This is a genomic window from Pseudomonas donghuensis, assembly GCF_000259195.1.
GTDB lineage: Bacteria > Pseudomonadota > Gammaproteobacteria > Pseudomonadales > Pseudomonadaceae > Aquipseudomonas > Aquipseudomonas donghuensis.
The window spans coordinates 28,827-46,726 of the sequence record NZ_JH650786.1; the positions used below are offsets into that span (position 1 = coordinate 28,827).

The following is a 17,900-nucleotide window of genomic DNA, read 5'->3' on the forward strand; positions in this document are numbered from 1 at the left end:
GCCGCACCGGCAACCTGCTGCACCAGCAGTTCGCCGGGCGTCCGGACAAGATCCTGGCCCTGGAGATGGGCGGCAACAACCCGCTGGTGGTCGACGAGGTCAAAGACCTGGACGCCGCGGTGTACACGATTATCCAGTCGGCGTTCATTTCCGCCGGCCAGCGCTGCACCTGTGCGCGCCGCCTGCTGGTACCGCAAGGCGCCTGGGGCGATGCGCTGCTCAAGCGGCTGGTCGAGGTGAGCAAGAACATCTCTGTCGGTGCGTTTGATCAGCAGCCGGCGCCGTTCATGGGCTCGGTGATCTCCCTGGGCGCGGCCAAGGCATTGCTCGATGCACAGGCGCAACTGCTGGGCAACGGCGGTATCGCGCTGCTGCAAATGACCCAGCCGCAGGCCACGGCGGCCTTGCTGACCCCAGGCATCATCGATGTCAGCGCGGTAGCGGATCGCCCGGACGAAGAGTTCTTCGGCCCGCTGCTGCAGGTGATTCGCTACAGCGATTTCGATGCGGCGATCGCCGAGGCCAACAACACCCAGTACGGCCTGGCAGCCGGCCTGTTGTCCGATTCCCACGCGCGCTACCAGTACTTCTGGCTGCAAAGCCGTGCTGGCATCGTCAACTGGAACAAGCAGTTGACCGGCGCCGCCAGCAGCGCGCCATTCGGTGGTGTGGGGGCCAGCGGCAATCACCGCGCCAGTGCCTACTACGCGGCCGACTACTGCGCTTACCCGGTAGCCTCGCTGGAGACCGCCAGCCTGACCCTGCCCGCCACACTGACGCCAGGCGTCTCCCTATAACAAAAGGTCCACGGAGCCTTGCCGATGAAATCGTTTGAAGTGAATTTTGATGGTCTGGTCGGACCGACGCACAACTACGGCGGGCTGTCCTACGGCAACGTTGCTTCGCAAAGCAACAGCCAGCAGGCGTCCAACCCGCGGGAAGCGGCGCGTCAGGGCCTGGCGAAGATGAAGGCGTTGATGGAGATGGGCTTCCAGCAGGGTGTTTTGGCCCCGCAGGAGCGTCCGGACGTGGCTGCGTTGCGTCGCCTGGGCTTTGCCGGCACTGACGCACAAGTGATCGAGCGGGCAGCCAAAGAGGCCATGCCGCTGCTGGTCGCCAGTTGCTCGGCATCGAGCATGTGGGTGGCCAACGCCGCCACGGTCAGCCCGAGTGCCGACACCGCTGACGGCCGCGTGCATTTCACCGCCGCCAACCTCAACTGCAAATACCACCGCAGCATCGAGCACCCGACAACCAGTCGCGTGCTCGGCGCCATGTTCGCCAATTCGCAGCACTTTGCCCACCACGCGGCGCTGCCGGCCGTGGCGCAGTTCGGTGATGAAGGCGCGGCCAACCACACGCGCTTCTGCCGCAGCTATGGCGAGGCCGGCGTCGAGTTCTTCGTCTATGGCCGCAGCGCCTTCGACACCCGTTATCCGGCGCCGCAGAAGTACCCGGCGCGCCAGACCCTCGAAGCCTCGCAAGCCGTCGCACGCCTGCACGGGCTGAGTGAGGAGGGTGTGGTCTACGCCCAGCAGAACCCGGCGGTGATCGACCAGGGCGTGTTCCATAACGATGTGATCGCGGTGGGTAACGGCGAAGTGCTGTTCTACCACGAGGACGCCTTCCTCGAGACGGAGGCGATGCTTGCCCAACTGCAGGCTAAACTGGCTAAACGGGGCGGTAACTTCAAGGCGATCTGCGTACCGCGCTCGGCTGTCACGGTAGAGGACGCAGTGCGTTCCTACCTGTTCAACAGCCAGTTGCTGTCTCGCGCCGATGGTTCGATGCTGCTGATCGTGCCGGAAGAGTGCCGCAACAACGAGCGGGTCTGGGCTTATTTGAGCGCCCTGACCAGCGCCGGCGGGCCGGTTGGCGAGGTCAAGGTCTTCGACCTCAAGCAGAGCATGCAGAACGGCGGCGGGCCGGCGTGCCTGCGCTTGCGCGTGGCATTGAATGAAACGGAACTGGCGGCGGTCAATCCAGGCGTTATCATGACCGCACCGCTGTACGACACCCTGACCCAGTGGGTCGACAAGCACTACCGCGATCGCCTGAGCGAAACCGACCTGGCCGATCCGCAGCTGTTGCTGGAATGTCGTACGGCACTGGATGAGCTGACCCAGATCCTCAAACTGGGTTCGGTCTATCCGTTCCAACTCCAACCTTGAGAGAGAATTCGACTATGTCCGACGCCCTGCAGCTGATCCTTGAAGATGACGATGGTACCCAGCTGGAAACTTCCTGCACCCGCTTTGCGGTGGTCTGGCAAGGCAAGGAGGTATGGATTCAGCAGGATGGCCGTGGTCAGCTGCTGATCGGCGTCGACGTCGAAGAAGACGACACCGAGTACGCCAACCTGCTGCTGCGCCCACTGGCCACCAACCTGGTGAGCCTGCAGCTGGAAATGGAACCGGCCGATGCCGGCGACGATGATGATCACGTCCATGGTCCTGATTGCGGCCACCATCACTAAGGAATAGCCCATGCTCGCCCTCGGCAAACTGCTTGAACTGACCCTGGCCGGTCGCGAACCGGCAGAGAAGACCCAGCTGACTGTCGACGGCGTACGTATGCGCTGGCTCGGTGAGGGCGCCCTCGAAGTGCGCCCACCCGAAGCCCGTGACAATGGCCTGGACCTGCTGTTGTCGGCAGGCATCCATGGCAACGAAACCGCACCGATCGAGTTGCTCGATCGGCTGCTGCACGACATCGCCCGTGGCGATCTCAAGCCTTGTGCCCGTATTCTCTTCCTGTTCGGTAACCCCGAGGCGATTCGCCGCGGTGAGCGTTACATCGAGCAGGACGTCAACCGCCTGTTCAATGGCCGCCACGATCAGACCAGTGGTGCCGAAGCCCTGCGTGCCTGTGAACTGGAGCGCCTGGCGGCGACTTTCTTCAGCATCCCTGGGCGCAGTCGCCTGCATTACGACCTGCACACTGCCATTCGCGGGTCGAAGATCGAGCAGTTCGCCCTCTATCCGTACAAGGACGGTCGCCAGCATTCGCGCCGCGAGCTGGCGCGCCTGGGCGCGGCCGGCATGGAGGCGGTGCTGCTGCAAAGCAAGGTCTCGATCACCTTCACCGCTTATACCTATGAGCAGCTTGAGGCCGAAGCCTTTACCCTGGAGCTGGGCAAGGCACGGCCGTTCGGGCAAAACGCTCAGGTCAACCTCGAGCGCCTGGAAACCCGCCTGAAACAGATCATTGAAGGCACTGAGCCTGAAGCGCCTGAAGCACTGGATGGTTTGCAGCTGTTCAGCGTGGCTCGCGAAATCATCAAGCACAGCGAGCACTTTCGTCTGAACCTGCCCGCGGATATCGAGAACTTCTCCGAGCTTGAGCCAGGCTACTTGCTGGCCGAGGACATCGCCGATACGCGCTGGATCGTCGAGGAGCAGGGCGCCCGCATCATCTTCCCCAACCCCAAGGTCAAGAATGGCCTTCGGGCGGGGATCCTGATCGTCCCCGCCAACCCCGAACAGCTGGGCTGATTGAGTGGGGGCAGGCTTGCCCCGCGATTGCGATCTACCTGCTGCATCGCATCGCGGGACAAGCCCGCTCCTCCAGCGGCATTCTCAGCCGGCCATCTTCTGTGGCACTTCATTGCGGCGCAGAGCGCGCAACTTCTGCAAAGTATCGGCACAGGTCTTGGCCGCCTCGGCCCCCTTGACCAGGAAATGCTCGAAGTAGAAGTTCTGGTGCTCATCGCCGGCATGGAAGTGGTGCGGGGTCAGCACCACCGAAAACACCGGTACTTCGGTTTCCAGTTGCACCTGCATCAGGCCGCTGATCACCGACTGGGCAACGAACTCGTGGCGGTACAGGCCGCCATCGACCACCAGGCCGGCGGCGACGATACCGGCGTAGCGACCGCCACGGGCCAGCAGCTTGGCGTGCAGGGGGATCTCGAAGGCGCCGCCGACTTCGAAGAAGTCGATGTCGCTGGCCTGATAGCCTTGTTTACCCATTTCCTCGACAAAGGCCTTGCGTGCCTGGTCGACAATTTCCTTGTGCCAGCAGGCCTGGATGAAGGCGATGCGCTCGTGGGAAGGGTTCTTGCTATCGATTGCGGTGGGTTGCATTGAAACGGACTCCTGTTTGTATGAGAAACAGGGCGCTGGATCGAAGGGGATTTCGCCGTGCAGGTGCACAACGACAGGCGCGGCTGCACCTATCCCGTTCTCTCTTTATCCGGACTATGACCGTCGGCCCCGGAATCACACCGGGTCTGCTGACCTTGCAGGCTGGCCTGCAAGCGCTCGCGGGCTATGCGCGTTGCGCGCAATTACCGCCGGTGGGGAATTGCACCCCGCCCTGAGAACGTTGCCGTCGATACTCGGCGGCGGGGAATTATTAGCACAGATGTCAGGTAAACGTATAGGCTGCTAACGTTTTTTTCCGGATGAATGACATTTCATCCGGGAAACCTTGCCAATTGCTGTGTGCGGCCCCAGTAATACCGTGTCACCAGATCAAAATCAGGCCCGTAGAGGCCCGGCGGGGTGGCGGTGAGCGGTTTTTCGCTGTCGTTGTCGTTGCAGGCCGTCCAATTGACGGTTTCTATAGCATAAACACACTGCACCCAAGCCGAAGGCCCGATATAATGCGGCCCTTTGCCGTCGTTTCGTCAATTTGACGCAAGCATTTGCCTTAAGGCCGCCGTTTCCGTGGAAGAACCTATGAAAAGCGCAGAAATCCGTGAAGCCTTCCTTCGCTTCTTCGAAGAGCAGGGACACACCCGAGTTGCCTCCAGCTCCTTGATTCCGGGCAACGACCCGACCCTGCTGTTCACCAACGCGGGGATGAACCAGTTCAAGGACTGCTTCCTTGGCCAGGAAAAGCGCGCCTACACCCGCGCCACCAGCAGCCAGAAGTGCGTGCGCGCCGGCGGCAAGAACAGCGACCTGGAAAACGTCGGCTACACCGCCCGTCACCACACCTTCTTCGAAATGCTGGGTAACTTCAGCTTCGGTGACTACTTCAAGCGTGACGCCATCACCTACGCCTGGACCTTCCTGACCAAGGTGCTGAACCTGCCGGAAGAGAAACTCTGGGTCACCGTCTATGCCAGCGACGATGAGGCATACGACATCTGGACCAAAGAGATCGGCGTGCCGGCCGAGCGCATGGTGCGCATTGGTGACAACAAGGGCGCGCCATACGCCTCCGATAACTTCTGGACCATGGGCGATACCGGCCCGTGCGGCCCGTGCACCGAGATCTTCTACGACCACGGCGCCGACATCTGGGGCGGCCCACCCGGCTCGCCGGAAGAAGATGGCGATCGCTACATCGAGATCTGGAACAACGTCTTCATGCAGTTCAACCGCACCGCCGATGGCGTGCTGCACCCGCTGCCAGCGCCGTCGGTGGATACCGGCATGGGCCTGGAGCGTATCAGTGCGGTCATGCAGCACGTGCACTCGAACTACGAGATCGACCTGTTCCGCAACCTGCTCAGCGCTTCGGCCGCCGCCATTGGCTGCGCCAACCAGGAGCAGTCGTCGCTCAAGGTGGTGTCCGACCACATCCGTTCCTGCAGCTTCCTGATTGCCGACGGCGTGCTGCCGTCCAACGAAGGCCGTGGCTACGTGCTGCGCCGCATCATCCGTCGCGCCTGCCGCCACGGTAACAAGCTGGGCGCCACCGGCAGCTTCTTCTACAAGATCGTTGCCGCCCTGGTGGCCGAGATGGGCGAAGCCTTCCCTGAGCTCACGCAGCAGCAGGCCAACATCGAGCGCGTGCTCAAGGCTGAAGAAGAGCAGTTCGCCAAGACCCTGGAGCAGGGCCTGAAGATCCTCGAGCAGGACCTGGCCGAGCTCAAAGGTACCGTGGTACCGGGCGACGTGGTGTTCAAGCTGTACGACACCTACGGTTTCCCGATGGACCTGACCGCCGACATCGCCCGCGAGCGCGAGTTGACCATCGACGAAGCAGGCTTCGAGCGCGAGATGGAAGCCCAGCGCGAGCGCGCCCGTTCCGCCAGCGCCTTCGGCCTGGACTACAACACCCTGGTCAAGGTCGATGTGGCCACCGAGTTCACCGGCTACAGCGCCACCGAAGGCAGCGCCAACATCGTTGCTCTTTATAAGGACGGTAAAGTCGTCGAACAGTTGGGCGAAGGCGAGGAGGGTGTGGTCATCCTCGACCGTACGCCGTTCTACGCCGAGTCCGGCGGCCAGGTCGGTGACACCGGCTACCTGCAGGCCGGCAACGTACGCTTTGACGTGCGCGACACCACCAAGACCGGCGGCGCCTTCCTGCACCACGGTGTGGTGGCCAGCGGCACCCTGACCGTCGGTGCTCAGGTGCAGACCCGCGTCGATGCCGATGTCCAGCACGCCACCTCGCTGAACCACTCCGCCACCCACCTGCTGCACGCGGCGCTGCGCCAGGTGCTGGGCGATCACGTACAACAGAAGGGCTCGCTGGTCGATAGCCAGCGCCTGCGCTTCGACTTCAGTCACTTCGAGGCGGTCAAGCCAGAGCAGCTCAAGGCCCTGGAGGACATCGTCAACCGCGAAGTGCGCAAGAACTCCGAGGTGCAAACCGAAGAGACCGATATCGAAACCGCCAAGCAGAAGGGCGCCATGGCGCTGTTCGGCGAGAAGTACGGCGACAGCGTGCGGGTGCTGAGCATGGGCGGCGATTTCTCCGTCGAACTGTGCGGCGGTATCCACGCCAAGCGTACCGGTGATATCGGCCTGCTCAAGATCATCAGCGAAGGTGGCGTGGCCTCCGGCGTACGCCGGATCGAAGCGGTCACCGGCGCTGCCGCACTGGCGTACCTGAACGCTGCCGAAGAGCAGCTCAAGGAAGCCGCGCAACTGGTCAAGGGCAGTCGCGACAACCTGATCGACAAGCTCTCGGCCGTGCTCGAGCGCAACCGCCAGCTGGAAAAACAGCTGGAGCAACTGCAGGCCAAGGCCGCCAGCGCTGCTGGCGACGACCTGTCCAACGCAGCCGTCGAGGTCAAGGGCGTCAAGGTCCTGGCCGCGCGTCTCGATGGCCAGGACGGCAAGGCGCTGCTGGCGCTGGTCGATCAGCTGAAGAACAAACTCGGCCGCGCAGTGATCCTGCTCGGCAGTGTCCATGAGGAAAAGGTCGTACTGGTTGCCGGTGTGACCAAGGACCTGACTGGCCAACTCAAAGCCGGTGATTTGATGAAACAAGCCGCTGCCGCGGTGGGTGGCAAGGGCGGTGGTCGTCCGGACATGGCGCAAGGTGGTGGCGTAGACACCGCAGCGCTGGACAACGCGCTGGCCCTGACCGTGCCATTCGTGGAGCAGGGCGTTTAAGGCGTACATCGGCCCGCTGTCTAGTGGCGGGCCATGGCGTCGTTTGAATGTTTATTGGGTGCCCTTCATGGGCTGAGGCGGCTTTGAAATGGCGTTGATCGTACAGAAATTTGGCGGTACCTCGGTCGGCACAGTCGAGCGAATCGAGCAGGTTGCCGACAAGGTCAAGAAGTTCCGCGAAGCCGGCGATGACCTGGTGGTTGTACTGTCGGCGATGAGCGGTGAAACCAATCGCCTGATCGACCTGGCCAAGAAGATCAGCGATCAGCCGGTTCCGCGTGAACTGGATGTGATCGTCTCCACCGGCGAGCAGGTGACCATCGCCTTGCTGGCCATGGCCCTGATCAAGCGCGGTATTCCGGCGGTGTCCTACACCGGTAACCAGGTGCGGATCCTCACCGACAGCGCGCACAACAAGGCGCGCATCCTGCAGATCGACGATCAGAAAATCCGTGGCGACCTCAAGGCCGGCCGCGTGGTGGTGGTCGCAGGTTTCCAGGGTGTCGACGAGCACGGCAACATCACCACCCTTGGTCGTGGTGGCTCCGATACCACCGGCGTGGCCCTGGCGGCAGCGCTGAAGGCTGACGAGTGCCAGATCTACACCGATGTCGATGGTGTCTACACCACCGACCCGCGCGTGGTGGCCCAGGCCCAGCGCCTGGACAAGATCACCTTTGAAGAGATGCTGGAAATGGCCAGCCTCGGTTCCAAGGTGTTGCAGATCCGCGCTGTCGAGTTCGCCGGCAAGTACAACGTCCCGCTGCGCGTGCTGCACAGCTTCCAGGAGGGTCCGGGTACCCTCATTACCATTGATGAAGAGGAATCCATGGAACAGCCGATCATTTCCGGCATCGCCTTCAATCGCGATGAAGCCAAGCTGACCATTCGTGGCGTACCGGATACCCCGGGCGTTGCTTTCAAGATCCTCGGCCCTATCAGTGCCGCGAACATCGAAGTCGACATGATCGTGCAGAACGTTTCGCACGATAACACCACCGACTTCACCTTCACCGTGCATCGCAACGACTACGACAAGGCCCACAAGGTCCTGGACAAGACTGCCGCGGAGCTCAACGCCCGCGAAGTGGTGGGTGACACCAACATCGCCAAGGTCTCGATCGTCGGCGTCGGCATGCGTTCCCACGCCGGTGTGGCCAGCCGCATGTTCGAAGCGCTGGCCAAGGAGAGCATCAACATCCAGATGATCTCCACTTCCGAGATCAAGGTCTCGGTGGTTATCGAAGAGAAGTACCTGGAGCTGGCGGTGCGCGCCCTGCACACCGCCTTCGAGCTGGACGCCCCTGCCCGACAGGGTGAGTAAGGCGACTGCCTCAGGGGCGCGGCTTGGCCGCGCCCTTCGTTTTTCTGGCTGGTGTGAGAAATCTGTGCTTTTGCTCGCGCTAGTCAATACTTAGGCGTAGGTCGGCAGCCGTCACGGGTTGTAGGCTGAAGCCCTTTTTTTTGCAGACTGTTATCCCTGAACTGAATTGCGTGAGGAGAAAGCTATGTTGATTCTGACTCGTCGGTGCGCCGAGAGCCTGATCATTGGCGACGGCGAAATCACCGTGACCGTGCTCGGCGTCAAAGGAAACCAAGTGCGGATCGGGGTAAATGCCCCTAAAGAAGTGGCCGTCCACCGTGAGGAAATCTACCTGCGGATCAAGAAAGAGAAGGACGAAGAACCAACCCATTAATTTTTATCGAGTTTTTTTCAAAAAAGAGTTTGCAAACGGGGAAGGGTCTGGTTATTATACGCCCCGTGTTGCGGAGAGGTGGCCGAGTGGCCGAAGGCGCTCCCCTGCTAAGGGAGTATACCTCACAAGGGTATCGGGGGTTCGAATCCCCCCTTCTCCGCCATTATTCATGTAGGACGCTGTAATCTGCCTTAATCGCCTAAGTCGTTGAAATTAAACGAAAAAGTGGTTGGCAAAATGATTTAGCGGCCTATAATGCGCGGTAACAAATGCACTCATAGCTCAGCTGGATAGAGTACTCGGCTACGAACCGAGCGGTCGGAGGTTCGAATCCTCCTGAGTGCACCATACGACGAAGCCATTTTCAGTTTGAAAGTTGCTTCAGCTGCAACCAGAGGTGATCTGGTCCATCAAGCGCCAACCCTGCACTCATAGCTCAGCTGGATAGAGTACTCGGCTACGAACCGAGCGGTCGGAGGTTCGAATCCTCCTGAGTGCACCATACGACCAAGCCATTTTCAGTTTGAAAGTTGCTTCAGCTGCAACCAGAGGTGATCTGGTCAATCAAGCGCCAACCTGCACTCATAGCTCAGCTGGATAGAGTAATCGGCTACGAACCGAGCGGTGGGAGGTTCGAATCCTCCTGAGTGCACCATACGACAAAGCCATTTTCAGTTTGAAAGTTGCTTCAGCTGCAACCAGAGGTGATCTGGTCAATCAAGCGCCAACCTGCACTCATAGCTCAGCTGGATAGAGTACTCGGCTACCAACCGAGCGGTCGGAGGTTCGAATCCTCCTGAGTGCACCATACATCAAAGCCATTTTCAATTTGAAAGTTGCTTTAGCTGTAACCAGAGGTGATCTGGTCCATCAAGCGCCAACCTGCACTCATAGCTCAGCTGGATAGAGTACTCGGCTACGAACCGAGCGGTCGGAGGTTCGAATCCTCCTGAGTGCACCATACAACAGAAAGCCCGCCTATCAAGGCGGGCTTTTTGCTTTCCGGCGTTCATCTTCCGGTAAGGCGCGATGCATAAACTGTCATCGTTGCCGTGCCTGCCCCGCGCCATTTTTTGCCGACCCCGATGTGTTTTTTTTCGCGTTGCCGCCGTCGCACTGTTGGCTGCACACGTTGTCACAACAATGTCTCGCAAACGATTGTTCTAGCCGCGATTTTTTCAGCACTCAGACAGCTCAAGCGGTGTATGATTGCGCCCGTCAGCCCCGCCGGGGCTTGTGGAATCCCACCATGGACTTACCCAGTAGTTACTCAATAGCAAGTTTTGCCAATCAAGAATTGACTGATTGATCCTCCCGGCGTGCTCCGCTGCTGGGAGTGGAGTTCGCCTATGACTGAAATCGAAGTAAAAAAGACGCAAGAGAGCCTGCAGGATCGCCTGGCCCAGGTGGTCGAACTGCTGCACCGTCAACGCGTGGTCGAAGACCTGACCCACCGTCAGGAAGGTCATCACCATGACCTGGTAGAAAACCTGGTTCACCGCCAGAACCTGGTCGAGCTGCAGCGCAAGCTCGACGATCTGCACTCCGCTGACGTTGCCCACATCCTCGAGGCCCTGCCGCTGGACGATCGTTTGACCGTCTGGCAACTGGTCAAGGCCGAGCGCGACGGTGACATCCTCCTGGAAGTGTCCGACTCGGTCCGTGAGACCCTGATCGCCGACATGGACGATCACGAGCTGCTCGCCGCCGCCAAGGAAATGGACGCCGACGAACTGGCCGACCTGGCGCCAGAGCTGCCCCGTGACGTTGTCCACGAGCTGATGGAAAGCCTCGATGCCCAGCAGCGCGAACGCGTGCGTTCGGCTCTGAGCTACGACGAGGATCAGGTCGGTGCGCTGATGGACTTCGAGATGGTCACCATCCGCGAAGACGTCAGCCTCGAAGTCGTCTTGCGTTACCTGCGCCGGCTCAAGGAGCTGCCAGGCCACACCGACAAACTCTTCGTGGTCGATTACGACGGCATCCTCAAGGGTGTGCTGCCGATCAAGCGTTTGCTGGTCAACGACCCGGAGAAGAAAGTCGCCGAGGTCATGGCCAGCGATCCGGTGAGTTTCCACCCGGACGAAGACGCCTACGATGCCGCTCAGGCGTTCGAACGTTACGACCTGATCTCCGCGCCGGTGGTCGACAAGAGCGATCGCCTGATCGGCCGTCTGACCATCGACGAGATGGTCGACCTGATTCGTGAAGAGAGCGAAAACGAAGTGCTGAGCATGGCTGGTCTGCGCGAAGAAGAAGACATCTTCGCCTCGGTCTGGCGCTCGCTGCGCAACCGTTGGGCGTGGCTGGCGATCAACCTGATCACCGCCTTCGTTGCCTCGCGAGTGATCGGCCTGTTCGAAGGCTCGATTGAAAAACTGGTGGCACTGGCGGCGTTGATGCCGATCGTTGCCGGTATCGGCGGCAACTCCGGTAACCAGACCATCACCATGATCGTGCGCGCCATGGCCCTGGACCAGGTTAGCCCCGGCAACACCTCGCGGTTGATGCGCAAGGAGCTGGCGGTGTCGCTGATCAACGGCCTGATCTGGGGTGGGGTGATCGGGGTGGTCGCCTACCTGCTGTACGACAGCTGGTCGCTCGGCGTGGTGATGACCGGCGCCATGACCCTCAACCTGTTGCTGGCGGCGCTGATGGGGGTGTTGATCCCGATGACCCTGGTGCGCCTGGGTCGCGATCCGGCGATGGGCTCCAGCGTGATGATCACGGCAGTGACCGACAGTGGTGGCTTCTTTATCTTTCTTGGCCTTGCCACCATCTTCCTGCTCTGATTGGCCATCAGGCAAAAAAATACACCCCTCGCGAGGGGTGTTTTTTTTGCCTGGCGTTTACTGCCCTGGCTGCTTTGCAACTGGCCAGGCGTGTGATCGGCGCGCCGCAGGCAAAAAAAAGCCAATGCGCAAGCATTGGCCTTGGGGGATTGAGCCGCGGAATCAGGAAGCGTCAGCGGCCATCTCGGCGTCATGGGCAATCAACGACACCAGCGCATTCTGCTGGCGATGGGAAAGCTGGCGGAAACGTTGCAACAGTTCGCGTTCGTGCAGGGACAGTTCCGGGCTGTCCAGACGCATGCTCAGTTCTTCACCCAGTGCGCCTTCCTGAATAAGGCTTTGCTCCAGGCGAGCGATGATTTCCGAGTTCATGCTGCGGTGATGGTTGCGCGCTACCTCGGCAATGCGCTCACGCATTCCGTCGGGGAGGCGGACGACGAATTTGTCAGCGGTGCGGCTTGAGTAAATAGCCTGTTTCATTGGGCGCATATAATTGACCGGTTTTAGTTCAGGGGGGAGCGGTTCTCGAAATTGGCCGCACGATGTCACTACGACCATCCCGGCGTCAAAATGTTCAACCTGAATTGTGAATGAGGTGTGAATCATGCCTCATTATCGCCGGTTCCTTGGCGTCAATTCTGTGACAAATATTGAACCGGATAAAGGCGTTTTGCCAGTACCAATTATCAGAAATGAGCACTGGTTTGAAAAGTTTTCATTTTCTCGGTTTCCGGTTATTCAGACCTTCGTCGGCTACAGCATGCAACAAGCGGAAACAGCCACGGAAAGCGTCTAGAATGCGTGTGCTTTCCTACCATTGAGCATAGTGGCTATGCAGCATGACGCAAGCGCGACGCAGCGTACAGCAACCCCGGGCCGACTGGTGTACCTGATGGGACCCTCTGGGGCCGGAAAAGATTCCCTGATTGATGCGGCGCGCAACGAACTTCAACGCCATAACGTGCACGTTGCCCGGCGCGTGATTACCCGCTCGGCCGAGGCCAAAGGCGAAGATGCGCTGGGTGTATCTGCTGAACAGTTCGAGCGCCTGAGCACCGAGGGCGCTTTTGCCCTGCAGTGGCGGGCCAACGGCCTGGCGTATGGCATACCGGTGCAGATCGATGCCTGGCTGACCGAGGGGCATGCGGTGCTGGTCAATGGTTCGCGCGTGCATTTGCAGCAGGCCCGTGAACGCTACCCGGATCTGTTAGCGGTGCTGCTGCGGGTGGATCACCACGTATTGCGCCAGCGCTTGCTGGATCGCGCACGGGAATCTGCGCAAGACATCGAGCTGCGTCTGGCGCGTGCCCAGCAGGTGAGGGTAGAGGACGGCGAGGTACAGGTACTCGACAACTCCACGTCGCTGGCCGTTGCGGTACAGCGTTTGCTCGCGCTGTTGCGCGAACAAGGCTTGCTTGGCGCGAACTGAGCCCTAAAATACCAGCCGTTCGCTGCTGACCCTGGGTGCGTTCTGTACCGGCGCGGGCTGGGTAGCGAACACCGCCAGCTGCGCTTTCATCGATGGCGCCGCCTGCGCAGGCACGGCAATACCGTCAGGTTGCACAATCAGGCCAACCAGGGCGGCCAGAGCCAACGCATTGAGCACAAGCAGGGTGCTGTTCATGGGCATACTCCGCAAAAGTGAGGGCTGACCCCGAGCCACTTTCTATGAAGTAGACAATGCACACTGCATACCAGCCTTTATTATCATTTTTTCCTTTAAAAATCAGTGGGTTGTGTTGATTTTTGGTCGGCTTTTTCGTGCAGACTGCAATGATGGCTGACTGCCTCATTGCAGATTGCACGATCAGGGCATCCGGGCGGATAAAGCCCACAGGCAAAAAGCCCCACGGATGACATGACAAACGCCGGCCTGCTGGTTAACATGCACGCCGTCCTTGCCGCGCGACGCTCGTTGCCCGCTTTGCGTCTCAGTAGCTCAATTGGATAGAGCATCCCCCTCCTAAGGGGAAGGTTGGCAGTTCGAACCTGCCCTGGGACACCATAAATTTGAAAGCCCCACGTAGAGTGATCTGGTGGGGCTTTTTTGTGGCTGCCTGCAGCGTTGGATTCAACTCCAGCCCAACATCAAGCCGTCAGCGTATGGTCAGCCTCCCCAAACCAGGTGCGCACCAGATCGGTACCGCTCGTGCCCGTGTTGGCAAGGACCGCCACATCGGCGAAGTTCGTACCATTGGCTGCGCCATCGACATCCACCTTCACGGTGATGTCGCTGCCAGACTGCGCCAGTTGGACAAAGTCGGACACCTGGCTGGTACCGCTAACGAAGTTGGCACTGAGCAATGCGCAGAGGTCGACTGTGTCACCTTCGGCGAAGTTGTAGTCGAGAATATGGTCGCCGCCTTCATTCACGTTGAAGTAGGCGAACACATCGGCTTCCGCGCCACCGCTGAGAGTATCCTCCCCGCCACGACCCACAATGATGTCGTTGCCGTCGCCGCCACTGAGTACGTCCGCCGCCATACTCCCCACCAGTGTGCCGCTGGATTCGCCGTGGTAACTGACCTGGGTGCCGGCCTCGCCGCCGTCGGTGGCCTGGAAGTCATTCACCGAGTAGTGCCCCAGCAGATTCACTTCAGCCCGGTGCACACCGTCATCCACCGTCAGCAGGCCGCCGGCGCCAGAGGCGTTGGCGTTGTAGCTGAGTTGGGTGTTGGCGCCGAAGGCGAGATCGCCGAAGGTCAGCATGTCATCGCTTTCCAGACCGAGGATGCCGACCAGCGAGCTCGCCGCTTCGGCCTGTGCGATCACCAGCGTGCCTGCACCTTCGCCGTGGAAGGCGACTGAGGTATGGGCGGTGCCATCGAAGCTCAGGGTTGCGTCGCCGTCGATGGTGGCATTGCCATTGCCGGTCACGTCGGCCAGCAGGTGCAGGTCGCCACCATTGGCCCACAGGTGGCCGGAGTTGTCGACCGCACTGGCCACCGTCATGCCGCCTGTACCCGTAGATTCCAGCACTCCGCTGTTGGTGATGGTGTGGGTGCCGGTGTCGAGCACCAGACTGTTCAGCCCGCTGGCCAGGATCAGCCCCGCATTGACCAGCACCATCTGCCCTGCGCCCAACTGGCCGGCACCGGAAATGCGGTTGTCGGCATTGGTCAGCACGGTGTCGGCGCTGCCACCGAAAATCACGTTCTGCGCGCTGTCGGATAGCTGCACCTGACCGCCACCGGTCAAGGTTGCGCCACGAAACAGAATCTCAAGGTGGGTCGCACTGCCGGCGGAGCCGAGCTCGATCGTGCCGGTGTTATGGATGCTGCCACCGAACGGCATGATCGCGCCGTCGGCAATGCTGAGGGTACCGGCGTTGTTGGTGAGCGGGTCCACATCGAACTGGAAGTTCGCTTCGCACAAGTCCGCCGCATCGACACCTTTCAGGGTGACCGTCTGGCCGGAGCCGATGTTGACCAGCGCATCGCCGTTTGCGTCGTTAGCGATACTCAAGTCAGCATAACCAGTGACACCGGTGAAGCCGATCAAGTCGATTTTGTCCGCCGCCGCATCGAAGCCATGGATGACGTTATTGCCGATCGGCTGGGCGAACACGAACAGGTCGGCGCTGCTGGAACCGGTGAGGTTGTCGTCCGCTGACAAGGCGAAGATTGGCGAGCCGGGGGCGTAGGCCTCGACGTTGTCACGAATGACTTCGCTTTCCACCGTGCCATCGGCATTGGTCCAGGTCATGGTGACTGGCAAAACCCTGGCGCCCACGAAATCCGCCGCTGTTGTGACCGTCAGTGTGTCCAGGCTGCTCTGGTCCACCGTCCAGGTGCCGTTGCCATTGTCGGTGCCCTGGTTCAGGGTCCAGCCTGCGGGAAGACCGGAAATGCTCACCGTGGTGACATCTGCGTGAGTCACCGCATCGGTCAGGCCCAGGTTAATCGGGCTGCCGGCAACACCGGCTGGACCGAGGATACTGTCATGGACAACGATGTCTGAGGCTGTGATGTTAGCGACCCCGGCCAACGTTGTAACGTTGTTCAGCGTTGCCACTTGTACCCGACTCGCCGTATTGCTCCAGTCTGTGTCAAACCAGATTTCGCCCTTGCCGGTCGTCGAGTTGAATACGATCACGTAGGTGTTGGTGGCACCGCCGCCAGTGCCGGTTGTGATCTGTGACGTCGTCTGCGAACTCGCGTCGATCAGATCAATCTTGTTGTCGTCATTGTTGTTGATGTTGCTGATGCTGTTGCGAGTTTGAAAGTCGGCGGAGAGCAGCGCTGTACCGGCCGAACTCCCTGCGGTTGTGAAGCCGACACCACCCGTCACGGCACCACCCAGGAAGCCAATCTTGTCGATGTTGTCCGTGTAGTCGGTGATCGTGTCCGTGCCACCGTTGGTGCGCAACCGGAATTGGTCAGCCCCGCCATTACCGGTCAGCGTATCGTTGCCCGCCTGGCCGTTGATGGTGTCGGCCCCGCTGCCGCCGCTGATGTTATCGACGCCGGATGAGCCATTGATATTGAAGGCTTCGGTCTGGTTGCCCAGGTTGAGCGTCAGCCCTGAAACCGTCAGCGTCACGTTTTCGATATTGGCGATCTGGGCGTTGCTGGTGCTGGTGAAGTTCGCGCTGACGTTGAGCGTATCGGTATTGGTTCCGCCGTCGAGCAGCGTGTCGTTCTGCGCACCGTTGATGATGTCGTTGCCACCCGCCGCGCTGATGCTGTCTGCACCTGTGCCGCCGGTGATGGTGTCGACACCCGAAGAACCGGTAATGGTGAAGCCTTCGGTCTGGTTGGAGAGGTTCAGGGTCGCTGCCGTTCCGATCAATACATTCTCGATACCGGTAATTTGCCCGTCGCTTGTGCTCGTGAAGTTGGGACCCGTACCCAGGGTGTCGGTGCCAGTACCGCCATCCAGCAGTGTGTCGTTGTCAGTGCCAAAGATCGTGTCATTCCCGCTGCCCGTGACGATTTGATCGGCACCCGAAGTACCAAAGATGGTGAAGCTTTCGGTTTGAGCGTTCAGGATCAGTACTCCTGACGCTGCGGTGAGTTGTATGTTTTCAATGTTCGCGATCTGGCTGTCGCTCGTATTGATGAAGACACTACCGACATTGAGGGTATCGGTTCCGGTGCCGCCGTCGAGCAGGCGGTCATTCGCCGCGCCAACGATCACGTCGTTGCCCGCGCCGCCAAAAATCCAGTCAGCACCGGCACCGCCGGACAGATTGTCCGTGCCACCGAAGCCGTAGATCGCCGTATCGGAACTGCCCGCCTGGAAGTTGTTGCCCGCGCTCGTGCCGAGATAGAGTTCCACCACGCTCGCCGCAACACTGCCATCTTTCACCTGCAAGGTACCCGACACCACGGAGCCTTGCTCCACGGGGGACAGATTCGTGCTGGCGCCGCTGGTGATCGAGGGGTTGCCGAATGCTGCGGCAAATGGACTCTGCAGCGACAGCGTCGCATTGTCCGGGTCGGCCGCGACGAAGCTGATCGACGTCTCGGTTATGGCCAAGCCAGAAGTCGTCGGTGCTTCGTTGACTGCCGACACCGTGACGGTCGTTGTTGCGACATTGCTGGCATGGTTGGCCGCCGTCCCATCATCCACCTGGAAGCTAATGGTGCGCGCCGTCGTTGAAGGGTTGTCGCTACTGTTGGAGTAGGTCACCGAGCGCAGCGCAGTCTGATACTGCGCCACCGTAGCGGCTCCGGTCAGTGTCAGCATGCCAGTGCCAGCGTTGTAGCTGCCGGTAATGCCGTTCTGGTTGGTGAACGCGAGTACGTCTTGACCCGTGGCGAAGTTACTGGTGATCGATACTGTCGCGCCCGTCAGGTTGCTACTGTCGATATCGGTGACCGTCAGCGCCGAGTTGATCGTCGTCGCTACCTGGTTTTCTGTGTATGACAGAGACCCACCAGCCGTCATTACCGGCGCGTCGTTGCTGCCAGTGATGTGGACGGTGACCGAGGTGAGGGTGCCATCGGCACTGCTCACCGCGAAGGTGTCGGTGTAGGTGGTGCCGGCGACGAACTCGTTGTGGGCGCTATCGGCGACGTAGCTCCAGGCACCATTGGTGCCGAGGGAGAACTGGCCGTAACTGCCGGCGGTGTTGAACTGGGCGACGAAGGTTGTGGCGCTGTCGA

Annotated in this window: 14 protein-coding genes, 7 tRNA genes and 1 riboswitch; of the genes, 17 read left to right on the top strand and 4 right to left on the bottom strand. The window is 60.4% G+C overall.

Going from position 1 to position 17,900, the window contains the following annotated elements:
- From UW3_RS29990 to astE, 4 genes are all read left to right on the top strand, one after another.
- The coding region (locus UW3_RS29990; protein ID WP_010226658.1) for an aldehyde dehydrogenase family protein at nucleotides 1-797 on the top strand (797 nt) is incomplete at its 5' end.
- Between the two features lie 24 nt (nucleotides 798-821).
- Nucleotides 822-2,171 carry an N-succinylarginine dihydrolase gene (astB, locus tag UW3_RS0124915; RefSeq protein ID WP_010226659.1) on the top strand — a complete coding sequence of 450 codons (1,350 nt, stop codon included), beginning with the start codon at nucleotides 822-824 and terminating at the stop codon, nucleotides 2,169-2,171.
- 14 nt (nucleotides 2,172-2,185) lie between these two features.
- A complete protein-coding gene (locus UW3_RS0124920) occupies nucleotides 2,186-2,476 on the top strand; it encodes a topoisomerase II (RefSeq protein WP_010226660.1) in 291 nt (96 codons plus the stop codon).
- A 10-nt stretch (nucleotides 2,477-2,486) separates the two neighbouring features.
- Complete coding sequence (gene astE, locus UW3_RS0124925) at nucleotides 2,487-3,494, top strand: succinylglutamate desuccinylase (protein ID WP_010226661.1); 1,008 nt, start codon at nucleotides 2,487-2,489, stop codon at nucleotides 3,492-3,494.
- 84 nt (nucleotides 3,495-3,578) lie between these two features.
- Here astE and UW3_RS0124930 read toward each other — a convergent pair whose 3' ends face one another.
- Nucleotides 3,579-4,085 carry a 6,7-dimethyl-8-ribityllumazine synthase gene (locus UW3_RS0124930; protein ID WP_010226662.1) on the bottom strand — a complete coding sequence of 169 codons (507 nt, stop codon included), beginning with the start codon at nucleotides 4,083-4,085 and terminating at the stop codon, nucleotides 3,579-3,581.
- A 92-nt stretch (nucleotides 4,086-4,177) separates the two neighbouring features.
- A riboswitch (FMN riboswitch) is annotated at nucleotides 4,178-4,329 on the bottom strand.
- A gap of 353 nt (nucleotides 4,330-4,682) precedes the next feature.
- Between UW3_RS0124930 and alaS the strand changes: the two genes are divergently transcribed.
- From alaS to mgtE, 10 genes are all read left to right on the top strand, one after another.
- A complete protein-coding gene (alaS, locus tag UW3_RS0124935; RefSeq protein WP_010226663.1) occupies nucleotides 4,683-7,301 on the top strand; it encodes an alanine--tRNA ligase in 2,619 nt (872 codons plus the stop codon).
- Between the two features lie 88 nt (nucleotides 7,302-7,389).
- Nucleotides 7,390-8,625: an aspartate kinase gene (locus UW3_RS0124940; protein ID WP_010226665.1), complete on the top strand. Its 1,236-nt coding sequence runs from the start codon at nucleotides 7,390-7,392 to the stop codon at nucleotides 8,623-8,625.
- A 184-nt stretch (nucleotides 8,626-8,809) separates the two neighbouring features.
- Nucleotides 8,810-8,998 (top strand): carbon storage regulator CsrA, encoded by a 189-nt coding sequence (csrA, locus tag UW3_RS0124945; protein ID WP_010226667.1) that lies wholly within the window; start codon nucleotides 8,810-8,812, stop codon nucleotides 8,996-8,998.
- Nucleotides 8,999-9,070: 72 nt separating this feature from the next.
- A tRNA-Ser gene (locus tag UW3_RS0124950) sits at nucleotides 9,071-9,161 on the top strand.
- Nucleotides 9,162-9,269: 108 nt separating this feature from the next.
- A tRNA-Arg gene (locus UW3_RS0124955) sits at nucleotides 9,270-9,346 on the top strand.
- A 77-nt stretch (nucleotides 9,347-9,423) separates the two neighbouring features.
- A tRNA-Arg gene (locus tag UW3_RS0124960) sits at nucleotides 9,424-9,500 on the top strand.
- Between the two features lie 76 nt (nucleotides 9,501-9,576).
- A tRNA-Arg gene (locus UW3_RS0124965) sits at nucleotides 9,577-9,653 on the top strand.
- Between the two features lie 76 nt (nucleotides 9,654-9,729).
- A tRNA-Gly gene (locus tag UW3_RS0124970) sits at nucleotides 9,730-9,806 on the top strand.
- Nucleotides 9,807-9,882: 76 nt separating this feature from the next.
- Nucleotides 9,883-9,959, top strand: a tRNA-Arg gene (locus UW3_RS0124975).
- Nucleotides 9,960-10,347: 388 nt separating this feature from the next.
- Nucleotides 10,348-11,790, top strand: a complete 1,443-nt coding sequence (gene mgtE, locus UW3_RS0124980; protein ID WP_010226669.1) for a magnesium transporter — start codon at nucleotides 10,348-10,350, stop codon at nucleotides 11,788-11,790.
- A 162-nt stretch (nucleotides 11,791-11,952) separates the two neighbouring features.
- Here mgtE and UW3_RS0124985 read toward each other — a convergent pair whose 3' ends face one another.
- Complete coding sequence (locus tag UW3_RS0124985) at nucleotides 11,953-12,279, bottom strand: Arc family DNA-binding protein (protein WP_010226671.1); 327 nt, start codon at nucleotides 12,277-12,279, stop codon at nucleotides 11,953-11,955.
- A gap of 115 nt (nucleotides 12,280-12,394) precedes the next feature.
- Here UW3_RS0124985 and UW3_RS28490 point away from each other — a divergent pair, with 115 nt between their 5' ends.
- Both UW3_RS28490 and phnN read left to right on the top strand, forming a co-directional pair.
- Complete coding sequence (locus UW3_RS28490) at nucleotides 12,395-12,586, top strand: hypothetical protein (RefSeq protein WP_081492854.1); 192 nt, start codon at nucleotides 12,395-12,397, stop codon at nucleotides 12,584-12,586.
- A gap of 36 nt (nucleotides 12,587-12,622) precedes the next feature.
- The gene (gene phnN, locus UW3_RS0124990; RefSeq protein ID WP_010226673.1) at nucleotides 12,623-13,219 is read left to right on the top strand and encodes a phosphonate metabolism protein/1,5-bisphosphokinase (PRPP-forming) PhnN; all 597 of its coding nucleotides are present in this window, start codon (nucleotides 12,623-12,625) and stop codon (nucleotides 13,217-13,219) included.
- Between the two features lie 3 nt (nucleotides 13,220-13,222).
- Here phnN and UW3_RS0124995 read toward each other — a convergent pair whose 3' ends face one another.
- A complete protein-coding gene (locus UW3_RS0124995; RefSeq protein ID WP_010226675.1) occupies nucleotides 13,223-13,414 on the bottom strand; it encodes a hypothetical protein in 192 nt (63 codons plus the stop codon).
- 304 nt (nucleotides 13,415-13,718) lie between these two features.
- Here UW3_RS0124995 and UW3_RS0125000 point away from each other — a divergent pair.
- A tRNA-Arg gene (locus UW3_RS0125000) sits at nucleotides 13,719-13,795 on the top strand.
- Nucleotides 13,796-13,878: 83 nt separating this feature from the next.
- Here UW3_RS0125000 and UW3_RS27715 read toward each other — a convergent pair.
- A partial coding sequence (locus UW3_RS27715; RefSeq protein ID WP_010226677.1) for a beta strand repeat-containing protein occupies nucleotides 13,879-17,900 on the bottom strand: 4,022 nt, incomplete at its 5' end.

Coding starts and splice junctions, on each gene's coding strand:
- mgtE (WP_010226669.1), top strand. CDS start 10,348: ATGACTGAAATCGAAGTAAAAAAGACGCAAGAGAGCCTGCAGGATCGC.
- UW3_RS28490 (WP_081492854.1), top strand. CDS start 12,395: ATGCCTCATTATCGCCGGTTCCTTGGCGTCAATTCTGTGACAAATATT.
- UW3_RS0124920 (WP_010226660.1), top strand. CDS start 2,186: ATGTCCGACGCCCTGCAGCTGATCCTTGAAGATGACGATGGTACCCAG.
- astE (WP_010226661.1), top strand. CDS start 2,487: ATGCTCGCCCTCGGCAAACTGCTTGAACTGACCCTGGCCGGTCGCGAA.
- astB (WP_010226659.1), top strand. CDS start 822: ATGAAATCGTTTGAAGTGAATTTTGATGGTCTGGTCGGACCGACGCAC.
- UW3_RS0124940 (WP_010226665.1), top strand. CDS start 7,390: ATGGCGTTGATCGTACAGAAATTTGGCGGTACCTCGGTCGGCACAGTC.
- UW3_RS0124930 (WP_010226662.1), bottom strand. CDS start 4,085: ATGCAACCCACCGCAATCGATAGCAAGAACCCTTCCCACGAGCGCATC.
- phnN (WP_010226673.1), top strand. CDS start 12,623: ATGCAGCATGACGCAAGCGCGACGCAGCGTACAGCAACCCCGGGCCGA.
- csrA (WP_010226667.1), top strand. CDS start 8,810: ATGTTGATTCTGACTCGTCGGTGCGCCGAGAGCCTGATCATTGGCGAC.
- UW3_RS0124985 (WP_010226671.1), bottom strand. CDS start 12,279: ATGCGCCCAATGAAACAGGCTATTTACTCAAGCCGCACCGCTGACAAA.
- UW3_RS0124995 (WP_010226675.1), bottom strand. CDS start 13,414: ATGAACAGCACCCTGCTTGTGCTCAATGCGTTGGCTCTGGCCGCCCTG.
- alaS (WP_010226663.1), top strand. CDS start 4,683: ATGAAAAGCGCAGAAATCCGTGAAGCCTTCCTTCGCTTCTTCGAAGAG.